The organism is Anaeromassilibacillus sp. SJQ-5, from assembly GCF_054108045.1.
In genome coordinates this window covers 227,988-244,837 of sequence record NZ_JBPJWQ010000001.1, presented here as the reverse complement: position 1 = coordinate 244,837, position 16,850 = coordinate 227,988, and the positions used below count along the sequence as shown (strand labels likewise).

Sequence of the window (16,850 nt, the reverse complement as noted above, 5' to 3'; positions counted from 1 at the left end):
AAGCGTGTCCCCGCCTTGCGGGGCGCCGGCCCTTCGCGTGGCCGGCGAAGGGTTCTTTCCAATCCCTTCAGCGGTCACCACCCGATCATTCGCTCCCTGGCCCGCAGAAAGCTCGGATCGAATGGAAAGAAGCGTGTCCCCGCCTTGCGGGGCGCCGGCCCTTCGCGTGGCCGGCGAAGGGTTCTTTCCAATCCCTTCAGCGGTCACCACCCGATCACTCGTCACCAATGCGCCGCATCAGCAGGCTGACGCCCTTTTTGAACACGAACATGAGCACGAACAGCACCACCGCGATGGCGCAGGCGTAGCCCATTTCGTAGCGCAGGCTGCCATAATCCTGCATGTGCAGCAGGATGGTGTGGGCCGAATACTTGGTGGACGGGAAGCCGCACAGCTCCTGGGAGATGGTGCTCACCGAAAAGGAGGCGGAAATCTGCATCACCGCGCCGAACAGCAGCTGCGGCTTCATGGAAGGCAGCGTGATGTACAGCAGCTCCTGGTACCGGTTGCGCACCCCGTCGATGTCCCCCGCCTCGTACAGGCTCGCGTCGATGGACTGAAACCCCGCGATGAACGCTAAGAACGAGGTGCCCAGCGACATCCACAGCTGCACCACGATGAGAATCCCCAGATTGTAGCGGGGATCGGTCAGCCACTGCACCGGTTCGCTGACCAGCCCCAGGTTCATCAGCAGCCCGTTGACGATGCCGTAGCTGTCCCCGCTGAAAATCAGCTGCCAGACGAAATACACCGACGTGGTCAGGCTGGGCGCGTAAAAAATAAAGGTCAGGAACACCCGCAGCCCCTTGGGCATCTCGTTGATGAGCCAGGCGGCGAAAAAGCAGAGCAGATAGCTCAGCGGCCCGGTGATCACCGCGAACAGCAGGGTGTTTTTCAACGCGATGAAAAACACGTCGTCGTTAAGGAACAGGTTGATGTAGTTGGCCAGGCCGATGAACTTCGGCGTGTTGAACATGTTGTAATAGGTCAGGCTCAGCACCATGGAGGCCGCGATGGGGATGACGAACATCAGCAGGAACACCACGCAGAAGGGGAGCAGCAGCAGATACAGCTGCTTGTTGTCCCGCACGTCCCTCAGAAACGGCTTTTTCGGCTCGGCCGGCCGCCGAGAAGGCCGTATGCGTATCCTATTCAAGGCCGAACTCCTTTCTCTTGCGCTGGATCTCCCCATTGACCTGCTTGTCGTACAGCACCAGGGATTCCCGGGGGTTCTTCCCCTCGTACACCACGTCCCGGAACGCGTTGTCCAGCCCGCGGATGAGGTAGTACCCGCCCAGCACCTCCGGGATTTCCCGCACGTCCCGCCGCTGCTCCTCGATGGCCGCCAGCTGGTCTTTGGTCCAGGCCAGAGAGGCCAGCGCCTCGCTGTTGGCCACCGCCACCCGCGCCAGCAGCCCCATCTGCGCCTCCACATCCTTGGCGTAGCGGGTCTGCGCCTCCGCCGAGCAGTACCATTTCAGGAAATCCCAGGAGGCCTCCAGCTTCTCCGTCCGGCTCAGGATGACGCAGGCGGAGCCGAGATCCCGCCTGCGCCCGGTCGATGGTGCCGTCGGAGCGGGCCGCTCCGGGTATGGGCGCCATTTCCCACAGCCCCCGGATCTCCGGCGCCGCGGATTCCAGCCGGGCAAATTCGGTGTAGGAGGCGATGGCCAGCGGGATTTCCCCCGTGCGGAACCGGTTGTAAAAGTCGTAGGACACCGGCAGCCCGTAATCCTTGTACAGGGAACACCACCGGGTGAAGGCCTCCACCGCCGCCGGGGTGCCCAAGGCCGTCCCGCTCCTGTCCGCGTTGTAAAAGCTCCCGCCCTGCTGGAGCAGCAGCGCCGGGAAAATGTTGCGCACCCCCAGCCCGGCGTCCGCCGCGCCGAAGGCATCCACGGTGGTGTACGGGATGCCCACCTCCATATTAGCCCGCTGAATGGCGGGGATGGCGGCGTAGAATTCCTCCCATGTCCGGGGCGGCGCCACCTTCAGCTCCTCCAGGATATCGGTGCGGTAAAACAGCATGTAAAAGCTCTGGGTGTCGGGCAGCCCGAAGCAGCCGCTCTCGAAGTAATAGGGATCCAGCGCCCCGGGCAGGAACCAGTCCTTCACCTTCTCGAAATCCTCGAACTGAGTCAGGTCGGCCAGCGCGCCCCGCACCGCCAGGTTCAGCGGCTGGCCACGTCCGATGGTCAGCGCCACGTCCGGCGTCTGCCCCGACAGAAAAGCCTCCACCATCCCGGCATTCACCAGCTTGAGATTGACGCCGATGTGGTGGGAGGGGGTGTACAGGTCATTGACCATCATCCGGATGATCTGCGCCTGATCCCGGCCGGATCCCACCCACACGTCGATGCTCTCCTGCCCCCCGCTCCCGCCCATGGCGTTGTAATCCTCGGAGAACGAGGCTGCAAAGGAACGGATCTCATGCACCAGCGTGTCAAAAAAACCGGCCTTGGCCTTGGGCTGCGGCGCGTCCGCCTGGTACAGATACAGGTAGTCGAGGTCCATAGGCTGGCTTTTGAGATCCAGCACCCAGGCCGCCAGGGAGCCCACGTTGTTCTTGAACTCACTCAGCCGCAGAGGGATGCTCTCCGGCTTCTCCAGAAAGCTGCGCAGCTGCGCCGCGAAGACGTTGAGTATAGCGGCCTGGGCCCCCTCGGTGCCGGTGACGGCCTGTACCCGGGCGAACTCGGCCGCCAGGGTGTCGGCGGCCTGCCTCAGCGTGTCCGTCAGGCCGGGAATCTCCCGCTCGAGATAATAATCCTGGTATTTGTCCGGCGACACGCTGGTGATGACGATTACCTGCCGGTACAGGTCGTTGAGGGCCGCCACCGTCCCGTCCAGGCTATCCAGCAGCGACCCGTAATCCCCCAGCACCGCCTCCAGCCGCAGGGTGTGCCGCCCCTTGGTCAGATACACCTTCAGCGGGACGCCTTCGCCGTCGGTCAGGGTGACGTACCGCCAATCCAGGTTGTAGGCGAAGCGCAGCCGCGCCGCCTCCTCATAGGGCACCGCCCCGTCCAGCGACAAGCGGCGGGTGACGAAAAAGTTGATGTTGGTAAACTGCTGGTACCGGAACCCCAGCGCGTAATACCCATCGCTGGGCGCGTCGAAATCCCATTCCAGCCATTGCCCCGGCTGGGACCAGCTGGAGGACAGAATGTTCATGCGCACCTTGCCGGGATCATACGGACTGGTCAGCGGGCTGGTGCGATCGGAGGCCGGCCGCAGGCTCTGGTCGGATTTGCGCGCCGCGCTCTCGGCCTCGATTTTGATGAAATCCGTCCCCCCGTCGTCCAGCCGCCCCGCCCGGTAGGCCGCGTAGCTCTCCGGGGCCTCCGGCGGGAGAAAGGCCACCGTGTCCAAAACATAGGGCTGGGACAGGGTGCGCAGGGTCAGGGTGTGCTCCCCTGCCTCCAGATACAGCTCGGCCGGATCGTCCGCCGTGCCGTCGAGCAGCTTGAGCGGCTCCTCGAACCAGTCGAAATGCTCCACCTGCCGCGGGGCGTACTCGTTGCCCTGCGCGTCCTTCTGGATGGCGGTTTCCCCCGTGAACACCCGCCCGAGCGTGAAGCGCTCCGCCCCCGGGAAGGGGACGGCGCCGTCCACCTCCAGCCCCAGTTCCGCGGGCCGCTCGTTGCCCTTGATGGGGTAATACCGGAACACCACCCGGTACCGACCGGTGCGCGGCACCTGCAAGCGGTAGGTCAGGCTGTCCTCCTGATCCGCCACCATCAGCACGTCCCGCCCACCCTTGTATTCCGTCAGCCGGGAGGCCGAGCCGCCGGGGTTCTCGGTGAAAGCGGACGCCTTAAGGGTGAAGGCCTCCCCCGCCGGCTGTTCCGCGATGCCGGCCAGATACCGGCCGTAGCTTCCGGCCCGCAGCGCACTCTGCGCCGCACTGGGCGCCTCCGGCGAGGCCGCCCGCGCTCCTCCGGCTCCCGCCGCCGGCAACAGCAGGGCCAAAGCCGCCAGCAGGGCCGCGGCCCGTAACCTTTTTTTCAACGCGCCTCACCTCTCTTAGGAGTCCTCGCCCACCCGATATAGATACACGCAGGACATGCGGTCCGCCACCCCGACCGCCAGCCATTCCCCGTCGGGCGACAGGGCGCAGCACACCGGCTCGGAGCTGAGGGCCATATACGGCTCCCCGGCGGTGTACACGTAGTTCCGCCCCCGCCAGCGTAAGCCCCGCTCGTCGTCGTATTCGAAAATCATTCCCAGATCCAGCTCATGCCCCGCCACGCCGAACACCCGCCGGCCCTCCCGGTCGGCGGCCAGCTGATGGATCGGCCCGTTGAAGCAGGCCATTCCCAGGGAGAACACCCGCTCCCCCTGGATCCGGCACAGCATGCCGTCCTTCGTCCCCACCAGGAGGGAGCCGTCCCCCATCCGCACGGCGGCGGACGGTTCGGCCAGATACTGCCTCCCCGGCACGGCGGGCAGCCGCGTCCCTTCGGGCAGCGCAATCGTCTCCGCCGGCGGGAACCCGTCCGCCGGCCGGATGTCGGTCAGCGCGCCGTCCCGGATGGTGAAGGCGAGGGCCGTCTCCTGCCCGCACACGCCCGTCAGGCTGCCGTCCTCGGCAAAGGACAGCGCGCGCACCGGCATGCCGAAGCCCACCCGCTCCCACAGGCGCACTACCCGCGTGTCGGGCGCGCTCATGCTCTCGCTGTTCGCGGCGTAGAACTGCCAGTGATCCTTGATCCGGTTCATATAGCGAAGATACGCTCCGCCCCGTTCCTCAAAATCGTCATAAGGGTACAACTCCCGCCCGCCCTTGACCGGCAGATAGGGGGCCGCGTCGTGGCACAGGGGGCCGGTCACGCCCTCCGCCTCTGCCTGGCGCAACGCCGCCAAATCCACGCACAGCATGCCGCATCGGTCAAACAGGTGGTTGCCGTCGCATATGTACAGGCGATCCCCTCGCCCCTCCACCTCGCTGAGGGTGTGCACTCCCCGCAGGTCGCTTGCGATAAACCCGTGATCCACCGGCTCCCCGCCCCGCAGAATGTCCCAGCTGCACAGCCGGCAGCCCGCGCTCTCCCCCAGGGCATTGAACAGGAACAGCCCGTACCACAGCACCTGCTCGGTGTCGAAATGCAGCCCCACCATCCAGTGTTTATGGGGCCATTTCAGCCCGGCGGGCGCGTAGCTGCCCAGATTGTCCAGCCGGTTTTGGGCGCAGTCGTAGGCGAACAGGCAATCCCCCCACACCACCTGCATGTACAGCCGCCCGTCCGGCCCGGTTTTCGCGCCGTTGAGCTGGTTGCGGGTCAGAGAATCCGGGAAGGAGGAACGGGGGAATGAGATTCCCAGCTCCTCCACCTGCCGGGTATCCGTCCGGATGCGGAACAGCCGCCCCGTCCGGCTGGAGGAATAGACGTGGCCGTCCGGCCCCGTAACCCAGCGGTAGGCGCCGAACTCCGTCACCTGCCCGAGATCCGTCACCCGGTTGTCGTCCAGGGAACAGGCGTAAGCGTGCCCCCGGATCATGCCGCCGCAGTAGTACACGCGGTGCAGCGGGTCGTAGGTGCCGCCATACAGCGTCTCGTGAGGGGCCGGGATCCCCCGATTTTCCAGGATCCCCGTTTCCGGATCGTACAGCAGCAGGTGCGAGCCGGGGAACCCCTCCCACAGATGCTGGTAATACCCCTCCGCCATCCAGGTGGGGTGCTGGGGCGCCTGGGAGGTGGTGTGGGTGGTCATGATCAGCCGCCCGTCCTCCATAAAAGCCATGGAGGTGTGAATTTTACTGGCCCGGATTTCCCTGTCCTGCACAATCACCCGATCCTCCAGGCGGAAGTGGAGCCGGAACGCGTTTTCGTCCGGCAGGTATTCGTACAGCCTCACATACCGGCTTTCCGCCAACTCGGCGCACAGGCTGAAAAACACCCGTCCCTCCCGGGAGATCGCCATGTCCCAGATAGCGTTGTGCCGCATATCCTCGTTCAACAGCCTGTGGCGCACCGCCTCCTCGGGCAGGGCGCGGAAAAACGCCGCGTCCCGGGACTCCATCGATACCAAATTGTCGTAGCCGAGCTCCGCCATATCCGTCCGCCATCCTTCCAGCCGCCCCGCGGCGTATGAGTTCCGCGGGCGTTATCCCGCGGCGATTTTGATAAGCTCCAGCCGGGCGTCCAGCAGCTTGCCGCTGTCCCGGGTGAAGGTGTCCCCGTTCTTAACCAATGCGTCGGTCAGCTGCTTTACCCTGGCCGCGTTCTTTTTCGAGGCCAGCGTCAGCAGCTCGTAGTCCTCCCAGCTGTCCCGCACCGAGGTGGAGCGGGGCCCCTCGAACACCGACCGGTTTTTCGCGTCGGGGTACACCAGGAAGGCGTCAGCCGCCGCATCCTCACAGAACATGTCGGTGAAGGGATCGTTGCGGGCGTACATGGCCTGGTTCCATAGGTTCCAACCCCAGTGTAGGTAGCCCTTGACCCCTTGTTGCCAGCCGTACCACCCGATGATCCGGGCGGACAGCAGCGGATAATCCGCGATGCGGGTCATGTAATTGCCCTGGGGATTGACGCAGGTGTAGAACCACACGTCGATGCCGTTATTCGCCTTGTTCAGCGCGTTGTAGCCGTCGCGGCTGCGCTCATAATCGTCCAGCTGGGGGCAGTTGATGCTCAAAGAGCGATCCGGAAAATTGGTCAGCTGATGGCTGCCCGCGTCCAGGGTGCGCACACCGGGCATTTCCTTGAGGATCCGCTTGTACATGGCGTCGATTTGCCGGGCCTGCAGGTCGGAGAGCGGCTCGTCGCAGACGTGCTGGAGCCACATATTCGCCCAGCCCTTGGCCTTCAGATGCTGGTACAGCGCCGGGATCAGCTTGTCGAAATGCCGGGAGACCTCCGCGCTTTCCACCGACACCCATTTGGTCGCCGCCCCGCTGCCCTTCTTGACGAAAATCGGCGCCACCAGGGAGCCCTCCGGCCAGGTGTTCGGCTGGGTGGGCGGATTGACGTACCAGTCCTTCTCGTAGAAGAAGCCGCCCTCCAGCGCCTTGACCGACCCGTTGCGGATAAAGGTCTCGATGTACCGGTCGAAGTTTTTAAAGGTGAACTGGTAATTTCCCGCCCCGTCGATGGTCATGTCGGAGGTGAGCAGCGCCATGGTCGGTACATAAATCACGTTCTGCCGCTGCTTTTTCATCACCTTGGCGTAGTTGGCCATGACGGTGAAGAAGTTGTCGTTGAAGCTCCCCGCGTCGTAATACGCGTCCATGAAGCTGGGGAACCCGGCCTCGTTCATGTTGGCGGAGGAGAACCAGTTGGTGTAGGAGAAGGTGGAATTCTTGGGATCCGGCAGCGCGGCGTTCCACACCTTGACGGTGATGGGTATGCTGCGCGTCCCCTGATCGCCGGCCAGCTCCACCGTCGTCGTGTATTCGCCCGCCGGCGTGGAGGCGGAGGCCGTCACCTCCACGACCACCCCCGCGCTGCTGTTCGCCGGCAGGGTGTACTGCACGCCCTTGGCCAATCCCACCACGTTGTTGTTGGTGTCGTAATACTCCGGGAAATCCCCCGGCGCGTCCCCCCGCTTGTATTTGGCGGAAAAGCCGCCCGCCGCCGTGAAGCCCCGGGACGTCTTGGAGGTGTAGACCAGCCGGATGGGCGCGGCCATCACCGTGGGCGCGTTTTTGCCGCTGAAGGGCTTGACCGTCACCCGCAGGTTGGTCAGCTCCTGCCCGCCGGCCCGCACGCCCAGCTGGATGGACTCGGTTTCATTTTTCAAGAGATCGATCCGCCCCGCGGACAGCGAGGAGGCGGATTTCTTGGTGGCGGGGAAAATGTCGGTCAGCGGTCCTTCGAACCAGGTCGCCACCTCGCCGGGCAGCGGCTTCGCCGGCACAGCGCTGGCGGTGGAGGCCGCCGTGGTCTTGCCGCCGGCCTTTCCCGTGGTCCGGTCTCCCGGTTTGCCGCCGCTCGCGGGGGCGGTGGGCGCGGCGCTGTCCGCCGACGCCGCGCCCTCGGGCGTGCTGGCGGTATCGGACGCGCCGGTTGTCTCCCCGCCGGAAACGGCGGCAGACGTATCCGGGTCCGCGGATGACGAACCCTCCGCCGGCTTGGTGCAGCCGGTCAGAAACCCTGCGAGAAACAGCATACTCAGAACACCTGCCCATACACGTTTTTTCATGCGCATGTCGTCCCTTTCTCCTCAAAGAGGGGGAGCCCCCCGTTTACTGCCGCCCCACGGCGGCGCCTCTGTTATTATGGTAGCAAACCCGCCTCCCCGCGCGCAATCCAAGATTTCTTGGATGCCATAACCGATTTCTAACACCGTGAAAATCCGGCATAAAAATCGGTTATATCCATCCGTCCCCCGCTCCTGTATACTAAGGGCATCCCCCCACCGCCACAGCCCTCCTTTTTTAATTTTCTATCGAGCTTGGCGTCGATATGCGGGGCAGAACCCCGCATACCAACCCCCAAGCCCGATAGACCATAAACTAGTTCGCCCATCCACCTTCCTGCTGAAAGGAGCCCGTCGATGCGTATCGAAACCACCGGTCTGCTGTATCCCGCCCCCCTCGGGGCCCCCCTGACGCCCCAAACCCCGCCGCCCTCCACGGATGGCCCGGCGGCCATGGATGGCGATATCCGCCCCGCCGTGGACGCCCTGCCCCTGCGCGGCAGGCGGGAATACGCCCAGCTCTGCCTACTGCGGGACGACTTCGCGGCCTGTCTGGCCGTGGTGAACGGCATGGAGCTGGGCGTGTTCATCCGCCGCGCCCGGCTGTTCGCGTTTTACGGCCAGCGCGCGCCTCGTCTGGAGGTGCGGCCCCTGTGGCTGGACGGCAGCGTCCGCCTGGCGGAGGCGATCCCCTCCGTCCTGCCGCATCAAAACACCGCCCTGCTGCTGAGCGCCGTCACCTTCCCCGACACCCCGCCCGGCATTTACCGCACCAATCTGGAAATGGAAGGGGAGGCCGGCGTGACCTACCTGCCGGTGGCGGTGGAGGTGGCCGGCGTCACGGCGCCGCCGGTGGAAACCCGGACAGGGCCCGCGCTGACCGACCCGCTGGACATCCTATTTTCCGCCGCCGGGGACGGTCCCTTCCTCCTACCGGAGGCGGAGGGATACGCGGGCGTGCTGTACCGGGCCGCCCTGGCCGACCGCCGGCTGTTCGCCGCCGCCCGCGCCGCCGATCCTCTGCTGACGGATACGCTCCTCGCCTCCCTGCGGGCGGTGCGCACCCACTGCGAGGACGACGCCGATCTTCTGCGGAAAATCCGCCGCACGCTGGTTCACCGCCTGGACGGCCGCTTTGCCGCCGGCAACCGGGAACCGCTTTACGCGCCGGGAGACAAGCCGGCGTGAACCACCGTCAGCACAACCGGAACAGCCAACCGGTAAGCCGCCGCGCCAGACGAGGCCGCGCGTCTTTCCGATCTAACGATGCCGCCCGCGGGCGGCGGAATGGGGGATGAACATGACACAGCCGCAAGTCTTTACCATGAATCCGCTGGAGGACGTTTTCCCGGACACCCCGTCCAACGGACGGGCCTCCTACGCGCTGCATATGGCCCGGGGCGAGGGGGAGGGCTTCCTCGTCGCTGTCCGGGCGGGGGATGCCCCGCTGGCCGGCCTGTCCGCCTGGGTGCGGTGCGACGCCTCCGATGTCGAATGGGCCGCCTGGCACGTGGGCCTGGTTCCCTTCTCGAAAAACACCATCCATATCGGCTCCCGCTCGATCCGGGCCGCCGCTCCCGGCGTCCTGCCCGAATACTTTCAGAAACAGCCGCGCGTCGACGTGCCCGCCGGCGAAACCCGGAGCCTGTATATCGCGGCCCGCACCGCGCCCGATGCGCCTCCTGGCGTCTACGAGGGCACAGTGGAGCTGGAGGCGGAGGACTTCCGGGCGGCGGTGTCCTTCACCCTGACCATCTACGCCGTCACCCTGCCCGCCCCGCGGGAGTCCCGCCTGACCTACGTCTGCTGGACGCAGCTGCTGGTGCCGGAAAACGCCCGGGAGGTCTACGGCATCGAGCCCTGGTCGGAAGACTACTGGACGTATGTGAAAAACTGCGCCGTCCTGCTGCGCCGGCAGCGGCAGAACATGATAAACATCGAGCTGGAGCACACCCTGGACTACCGGCTCTCCGCCGACGAAAATGGCCGGCTGCGGTTTGATTTCACCCGCTTCGACCGGTTCGTGGACATTATGCTGGACGAGCGGTACATGGGCGCGAAGGCCCTATGCGGCATGCATCTGGCCGCCCGCGACTGGATGCTGGATCCCTCCCCCGGCACCGGCTGGAACCAGCGGCCGCTCATCGCCTGGGTGTTCGAGCGGCAGGAGGACGGCTCCTTTAGCCGCGTATGGAAGCCGGCCAGCGATCCCGCGGTGGAGGCCTTCCACCATCAGCTGTTTGCCGCCCTGGCCACCCACCTCCGGGAGAAGGGATGGAACCGGATTTGGGTACAGCATGTGGCGGACGAAATCGACAACGACATCCACTATCAGCAGACCCTGGCGATTTACCGCCTGTTTCACCACTACCTGCCGGAGGGGCGTACCATCGACGCCGTCCGCCGGGAATCCCCCTATGCCTTCGGGCGGGAACTGGACATTCACGTGCCGCTGCTGTGGCATCACGACATGGCCCCCGCCGCCTATGCCGCCCTGCAGGGCGAGGGCAGCGAGGTCTGGCAGTACACCTGCCTCCAGCCCCAGTTCGAGTATCTCTCCCGCCTGGGCGACTATCCCCTGTCCTCCACCCGGCTGCTCGGGTGGTACAACTTCCGCCACGGGCTGACCGGCTTCCTGCACTACGCCTGGAACAATTACGGCCCCTGCGTCAAGCGGTGGGATCCCTACGCCGATGCCTGCTGCTTCGGCTCCTTCCCCTGCGACGCCTTCATCGTCTATCCCGACCGGGAGGGCCTCACGGTGCTGGAGAGCGTGCGCAGCGAGGCGCAGCGGGACGGCTTTGAGGATTACGAGCTGCTGTGCCTGGCCGCGGAAAAGGCGCCCGATACCGTCCGCCGCCTGGCTCAGCTGATGGTCACGGCCGCGGACGACGCCGTGCGCAATCCCGAATTTCTGCTGGCGCTGCGAGTGCGGCTGCTACAAATCGCCGCCAGCTGATTTCCGCCGCCGCAAGCGGGCGAAATGGTGCAAAAAAACGCGTCCCAACCATATGGCGGCATAGCCATACGGTTGGGACGCGCTGTATTTGCGATTCATCGGCCGCGTCGAACGATGTACCGTTATCTTTGCCCGTAATACGCGTGTTCCCCGTGCTTGCGGAAATAATGGACGTCCAGCAAATAGGAATCCACCGGCGTTTTCTTGCCGAGCTGTTCCGTATGGAGCGACATCATGGCGATTTCTTCCATGACCACCGCGTTATGCACGGCTTCAAAGGCGTCGTTTCCCCAGCAGAACGGGCCGTGCCCTTTGACAAGCACGCCGGGGATCGCCTGATAATCCCGGTTCAAAAACGCTTCCGCTATCACGAGGCCGGTGTTTCTTTCGTACCCTTCCGCTGTCTCCTCCCGGCTCAGCGGGCGCGTACAGGGGATGGGGCCATAAAAATAATCGGCGTGCGTGGTGCCGTAGGCCGGTATGTCCCGCCCCGCCTGCGCCCAGACGGTGGCCCACCGGGAATGGGTATGGACCACCCCGCCGATTTGCGGGAACCGCCGGTACAGTTCCAGATGGGTGGGGGTATCCGAGGAGGGCTTATACGCCCCCTCGACGCGCTCGCCGCTGTCCAACGCGACGACAACCATGTCTTCCGGCCGCAGCTCCTCATAGCTCACGCCGGAGGGCTTGATAACCATCACGCCTTTTTCCCGGTCGATTTGCGACACGTTTCCCCAGGTAAACGTCACCAGACCATACTGCGGAAGCTGCTTATTCGCTTCATACACCTTCTGTTTCAGACTCTCCACCATGCCGCCTATCCTCCCTATTTGTCATCCATTCCCTGTACCGCGCGTATTTCTCCCGATAAATATTCGTGCGCCGCCGATCCGGGGGGACCGTATCCGCCAGATGAACCATGGCGGCCGCCGCCTGGCGGTAATCGCCATAGACGCCCGCGCAGACCGCCGCCGCCATGGCCGCGCCCAGTGCGCCCAGCTCCTTTGCCGACACCACCTCGATCGGGCTGTCCATCACGTCGGCAAACATCTGCACCCAGACGGGCGATCGGGCGGCGCCCCCAGCCATGCGGATGGCCGACGGGGCCTCTCGATGCCTCAGCAGCTTTTCGATATGATACCAATGGGAATAGGCGACCCCTTCATAAACGGCCCGCAGCATATGCGCCTTGCCGTGCTCCGACGACAGGCCGGCAAACACCGCGCTTGCTTCCCCGCTGTGGCTGCCATACAGATACGGCAGAAACAACACCGGGCTTTCTTCCGCCGGAAGGGTCCCCACCATGGCGTCCGCCGCTTTATACGCGATTCCCTGGCGCCGCTCCTCCTGCATAAAGCAACGGATAAACCAATCCAGATTCCCCGCGGAGGTGGGGCTGCTTTCCTCGACAAGATACAGCCCCGGCAGGCAAAACAGCGAGTTGCGCGTACTCAGGCCGGTCTGCACCGGCGTGAAGGACGGGTATTCATTAATGCTCCAGGTGCCGGTAATGGTGCACAGCCGCTCCGGCTGCATGACGTCCATGGCCACGGCGCAGGCGTCGATGTCGAACATGCCGCCGCACACCGGGGTACCTTCCGCCAGACCGGTTTCTCCGGCCGCTTCCCGGCTGACGCCGCCGCCATACTCGTCCGAACGGCACAGGGCGGGGAGACAGTCGTACATCTCCCCGATTTGATAAAGCTCCAGCAGACTTCTGTCAAAGGCCTGGGTTTGCAGATTCATCAGGCCGGAGCCGGAATAATCGGTTCGTTCGGCCCGGGCCTCCCCCGTGAGCCGGAAGCGGATATAATCCTTACAGGCCAGAACCCACCGGATGCTGGCGTACACCTCCGGCTGCTGTTCCTTCAGCCAAGCCAACAGGGCCGCCGGCTGACAGGCCAGGGCGCTCTGCAGGGTGAAACGGGACGCTTTATGCGCCGTGCCGTCCCGGAGCCACCGGCTGACCACCGCGGCGGCGCGCCGGTCGGTCGAGGCGATGCCGGGACACGCCGGACGGCCATCCTTCCCCCAGGCGTACAGCCCTTTGCCGTGGCCGGTACAGCCTACGCCCGCAATGGCGCGCGGGGAAACGCCCGCCTTGCGGATAACCTCGCGGATGCAGGCGGCGTTCGTCTGCCAAAGAAGGGTCATATCCCGCTCGTAATACCCGGGGCGCGGCGTTATCAGTGGCGTGTTTTCCGCCGCTACGGCAATCTCACGCCCCTCTACGTCGAACAGGGCCGCCTTGGTCATCGTGCCGCCGTTATCAATCCCCATGAGATAGGTCATGCTTCCGCCTCCGTAAACCGCTCCTGTAAAAAGGTGCGCGCGCGGCTGAGCTCCCGCCGCCAGTCCGTCCCTTCCCGATACCAGAATTCGGCGGTATACAGCCGCACCCCCTGGCGCATGAGCTCCCGGATAGCCGCCGAGAAGTTCACTTCGCCTTCCCCGTAATACAAATCCCGATACACGCCGGGCCGGGTTTCCTTCAGATGCGCCGCCGCGATATGCCCCCGCCCGCTCTGCAAATCGCGCACGGCGTCCGGAACCGCGTTGGTGATATTGCCTATGTCTGGATAAAGCTGCAGGTAGGGCGACTTCACGCGGCGGATATGGGTCATGGCTTTTTTCGTCGTATTCATAAAGGGCGTTTCCATGGTTTCAAACCCCAGCGTCACGCCGTCAGCCGCGGCTATGGACACGGCGTGCTGCAAATTCTCCGCAAAGCGCGCGGCGGTATCGGGCGCGGAGGGCTCGTAATACACGTCATACCCCGCCAGCTGGATCAGCCGTATCCCCAAATCGCCGGCAAGCCGGACGGCCTTTTCTAAAATGGCCATACCGCGGCGGACGGTCTCCGGATCGCGGCTGCCCAGGGGATACCGGCGATGGCCGCTGAGGCAAAGGGAAGGAAGGCGCACGCCTGTTTCCCGCGAGGCCCGCAGCAAATCCAGTCTTTGCGTCGCGCTCCAATCCAGGCGCGACAAGCGTTCGTCGCTTTCATCCACGCTCAGCTCCACGCCGTCGTACCCCGCCTCTTTCGCGGCGGTTAATTTTTCCTTCCAGCCGATATGGCCCGGCATGGCCTTTTCATAAACCGACAGTTTGTACACGTTTGCTCACGTCCCTTAATCGTTCGGGCCGTTCCAGCCCAGGATGGCCTTCAGCTGTCCCGTCAGCTCCTCCGCCATGCGGATATGGGTCTTCATGGACGGATGATCGGCGCTGCCCAGCCCTTCGCCGTCAAGCGTGTTGGCAAAGGCCATATCGAATATACGAGAATCCCCGGCGCTTCTGCGGGACTCCACCAGCGTGCGGATGCGCTCGTACAGCCTGCGCGTTTCCGGCGTGCCAGGCCCCAGGGCGCATAATATTACCGCTTTCGGATGCTTTTCCCTCACGGTGGACAGCAGCGCGTCGTACGCCCGGCCGAATGCCTCCCGCGCGCCGTCCCCCGCGCGAGAGGTATAGGAGCTGTCGTTCGTTCCCAAGTGAATAACCACCACGTCGGGCTGAAAGCGTGAAAAATCATAGGCTTTCTGCTCCAAAAAGAGCCGCCGGTGACCGGCGTAGTCGGCTTTGGGATACAAATCCTTCATCAAAAAGGCGGTGTTGGGCTGCGCCGTCTCGGTGTAGGAGGAGCATACGCCGATACCCGACCAGCAGACGCACTGTATATCCGCGCCCACAGCGCGGGCCGCCCGGGCGGCGTAGGTATCGCAGCCGTTTTCCGTGCGGGTTTGAAACGGTTGTTCCGGCGTTCCCTCGTTGCCGAAGCCGCAGGTAAACGAATCCCCCAAAAAGACCAGGCGGCGGCTGGGCGCCGCGGTGGGCGTCAGGGAAGATCCCACGTTCGCCGTCAGGCGGCGGACGCCGATCGAGCTGACGGAGGCTTCCGAGCGCTTCAAAACCCGGATGGTTACCGTCTGAACCGTCCGCGACTCGAAAAGCGTCAGGGTCGCTTCTTTCTGCGCCATCCCGTAAATCTGCGCGGGCGTTTCCATATCGTTTACATACACGGACAAATAGGGCCGATTCGCCTCGTCGCGGATCGATTCGATATCAGCGGTCAGCTCCGCCCGCAGAGCCGTGCCGGTAAAGATCAGCTCAAAGCCGGCGTTGGTAAAGCTGAACCAGGTCGCCCCCGTCCCCGCGTCGTAAAACTGGCGGCCAAGCAGCCGTACGTCGCTGGCCGATAGCCCGGGCGTGGACGGGGCGGCGGGAGCCGGGGCGGTGGTTGTACTCGTCCCTTTACTGCCCGCCGCCGTTTGCGAACGGCTTGTGCCGGAGGCGGCCGTACCCCGCGGCCCTTCCGTTGGCGGCGGGGCGGCGATGGTTGGCTTCCCGGAGGGTTCCTGCCCAATGGTGGTGAGGGCGGCGGACTGCGCACAGGATACGCTTGTACCGGTCGAGGCCGCTCCGGCGGCGGGGGCCGGGGGCCGCCCGCACCCGCCAAGAGCCGCCGTCAGGCCGATAAGCAGCGCCACAGCCGTCATCCGTATGCGCATATACACGAAAGACTCCTCCTTTACCCGTGACCCTTTCCGCCGGAACGGCGGCTTAAAGGGTCACTTTTTCAAGTCAATATCCACCTGGAATTCGTTGTCGAAATTGGCGCGGGTGACCTTGACGACCTCATAGCCGATATAGGGCTGCAGGCTGTCGGGCGAAAAGCCGCGCAGACGGGTTTTATCGGCCGTCCAGGGCTGCCCGTTCAGCATGGAGTTGACGATTTTCAAATTGCGCAGATAGACGTCTTCATTGGTGCTATACAGAATAATGCCCGCCCAGCCCTCATCGGAAATCGCGGAGTCGACCTCATAGACGTTGCCGTCCGGATCGCGCATGAGGTCGGCCGGCATATCGATGGCAAAATCCTGATAAAAGCCGACGTTGCTCCCGTCCTTTTTGGCGTACCGGGCCTGGAACATAACGCTGTCCGCTTCCCGGCCCTCGGTCAAATCGTAAGCGGACAGGGTGGTCCAGCCCTCCGACTTGGAGCAATCCAGGGAAATCCGGTAATCGTGGGTGGGATCCAGAGCCTTATGGGATTCATACCACTTCTGCTGATTGGCGGCGCTTACGTCGTATATGAAGTGGAAAAGAACCCATTTGCCCGAGTTGCCGTCGTATTTGATCCCCGCGTCCATACAATTGACCCAATACCCGCCGGTGGGATGAAAGACGTCCATTCCCAGGAACGCGTAGCCTACCAATGTCTTTTTGTCCGAACGGCGGATCATGTTGATCTCCACGTCGCTGAGGGCCACGTCCATGCTGGCGCGGTTATAGCCCTTTTTGGAATACACGGTGTAGGCGGGGCCGCCCCAGTCGCCGATGCGCTCCTTATTCTTATAGGTCAGGCTGTTTATCGACTGCGTTCCCTTGGGATCCGGCAGCGTCGGGCGGGGGCCCGGTTTCGTCGTGGGCGCGGTCGTGGGCTTCGCCGTATTGGAGGCGGCGATCGTTTTGGCCCGCGTTGTTTTGGCCGGGGCGGCGGGAGCCGTGCTGGGGGAGGGAGAACCAGCGGTAGTGGCCGCCGCGGAAGACGGGGCGGTCGTCCCTTCCGTTTCCGCGGTCTGCTGCGTCTGAACGGCGGACGTGCTGGCCGCCGCGTCGCTCACGGGCGCGCCGGAGCTTACCGCGTCGTGGGAAGCGCAGCCGGTAACAAGGACTGCCGCCGCCAGCGGGATTGTACAAAAAAGCGGGATCCAATTTTTCCGTTTCAAATTCATCACCTCATTGT

At 64.2% G+C, this 16,850-nt stretch carries 11 protein-coding genes; 2 read left to right on the top strand and 9 right to left on the bottom strand.

Features of this window, described 5'->3' with window-relative positions; all coding sequences use genetic code 11:
- Nucleotides 1-214: 214 nt before the first annotated feature.
- Genes ACSAMM_RS00980 through ACSAMM_RS00965 form a run of 4 tightly spaced genes read right to left on the bottom strand, consistent with a single transcriptional unit; the run spans nt 215 to nt 8,145 of the window.
- A complete protein-coding gene (locus tag ACSAMM_RS00980; RefSeq protein ID WP_457789129.1) occupies nt 215-1,156 on the bottom strand; it encodes a carbohydrate ABC transporter permease in 942 nt (313 codons plus the stop codon).
- Entirely contained in the window at nt 1,153-4,011 is a 2,859-nt protein-coding gene (locus tag ACSAMM_RS00975; protein ID WP_457789127.1) for an extracellular solute-binding protein, read from the bottom strand. Before ACSAMM_RS00975 ends, ACSAMM_RS00980 begins: the two co-directional genes overlap by 4 nt.
- Before the next feature lie 15 nt (nt 4,012-4,026).
- Nucleotides 4,027-6,057 (bottom strand): hypothetical protein, encoded by a 2,031-nt coding sequence (locus tag ACSAMM_RS00970; RefSeq protein WP_457789125.1) that lies wholly within the window; start codon nt 6,055-6,057, stop codon nt 4,027-4,029.
- A gap of 51 nt (nt 6,058-6,108) precedes the next feature.
- Nucleotides 6,109-8,145: a glycoside hydrolase domain-containing protein gene (locus tag ACSAMM_RS00965; RefSeq protein WP_457789123.1), complete on the bottom strand. Its 2,037-nt coding sequence runs from the start codon at nt 8,143-8,145 to the stop codon at nt 6,109-6,111.
- 354 nt (nt 8,146-8,499) lie between these two features.
- On the opposite strand from ACSAMM_RS00965, the gene ACSAMM_RS00960 reads away from it, so the two are divergent.
- On the top strand, nt 8,500-9,330 hold the full coding sequence (locus ACSAMM_RS00960) for a hypothetical protein (protein WP_457789122.1): 831 nt from the start codon (nt 8,500-8,502) through the stop codon (nt 9,328-9,330).
- 112 nt (nt 9,331-9,442) lie between these two features.
- A complete protein-coding gene (locus tag ACSAMM_RS00955) occupies nt 9,443-11,101 on the top strand; it encodes a glycoside hydrolase domain-containing protein (protein ID WP_457789121.1) in 1,659 nt (552 codons plus the stop codon).
- Between the two features lie 122 nt (nt 11,102-11,223).
- Here ACSAMM_RS00955 and ACSAMM_RS00950 read toward each other — a convergent pair whose 3' ends face one another.
- Genes ACSAMM_RS00950 through ACSAMM_RS00930 form a run of 5 tightly spaced genes read right to left on the bottom strand, consistent with a single transcriptional unit; the run spans nt 11,224 to nt 16,833 of the window.
- Nucleotides 11,224-11,913 (bottom strand): L-ribulose-5-phosphate 4-epimerase, encoded by a 690-nt coding sequence (locus ACSAMM_RS00950; protein ID WP_457789119.1) that lies wholly within the window; start codon nt 11,911-11,913, stop codon nt 11,224-11,226.
- Nucleotides 11,882-13,393, bottom strand: a complete 1,512-nt coding sequence (locus tag ACSAMM_RS00945; protein ID WP_457789117.1) for an FGGY-family carbohydrate kinase — start codon at nt 13,391-13,393, stop codon at nt 11,882-11,884. Before ACSAMM_RS00945 ends, ACSAMM_RS00950 begins: the two co-directional genes overlap by 32 nt.
- Nucleotides 13,390-14,217, bottom strand: coding sequence for an L-ribulose-5-phosphate 3-epimerase (locus ACSAMM_RS00940; RefSeq protein WP_457789115.1), 828 nt, complete (start codon nt 14,215-14,217; stop codon nt 13,390-13,392). The genes ACSAMM_RS00945 and ACSAMM_RS00940 overlap by 4 nt, the downstream gene beginning before the upstream one ends.
- 15 nt (nt 14,218-14,232) lie before the next feature.
- Nucleotides 14,233-15,612: a GDSL-type esterase/lipase family protein gene (locus ACSAMM_RS00935; RefSeq protein ID WP_457789113.1), complete on the bottom strand. Its 1,380-nt coding sequence runs from the start codon at nt 15,610-15,612 to the stop codon at nt 14,233-14,235.
- Between the two features lie 60 nt (nt 15,613-15,672).
- Nucleotides 15,673-16,833 carry a hypothetical protein gene (locus ACSAMM_RS00930; RefSeq protein WP_457789111.1) on the bottom strand — a complete coding sequence of 387 codons (1,161 nt, stop codon included), beginning with the start codon at nt 16,831-16,833 and terminating at the stop codon, nt 15,673-15,675.
- Between the last annotated feature and the right edge of the window lie 17 nt (nt 16,834-16,850).

Coding starts and splice junctions, on each gene's coding strand:
- ACSAMM_RS00970 (WP_457789125.1), bottom strand. CDS start 6,057: ATGGCGGAGCTCGGCTACGACAATTTGGTATCGATGGAGTCCCGGGAC.
- ACSAMM_RS00965 (WP_457789123.1), bottom strand. CDS start 8,145: ATGAAAAAACGTGTATGGGCAGGTGTTCTGAGTATGCTGTTTCTCGCA.
- ACSAMM_RS00960 (WP_457789122.1), top strand. CDS start 8,500: ATGCGTATCGAAACCACCGGTCTGCTGTATCCCGCCCCCCTCGGGGCC.
- ACSAMM_RS00955 (WP_457789121.1), top strand. CDS start 9,443: ATGACACAGCCGCAAGTCTTTACCATGAATCCGCTGGAGGACGTTTTC.
- ACSAMM_RS00950 (WP_457789119.1), bottom strand. CDS start 11,913: ATGGTGGAGAGTCTGAAACAGAAGGTGTATGAAGCGAATAAGCAGCTT.
- ACSAMM_RS00945 (WP_457789117.1), bottom strand. CDS start 13,393: ATGACCTATCTCATGGGGATTGATAACGGCGGCACGATGACCAAGGCG.
- ACSAMM_RS00935 (WP_457789113.1), bottom strand. CDS start 15,612: ATGCGCATACGGATGACGGCTGTGGCGCTGCTTATCGGCCTGACGGCG.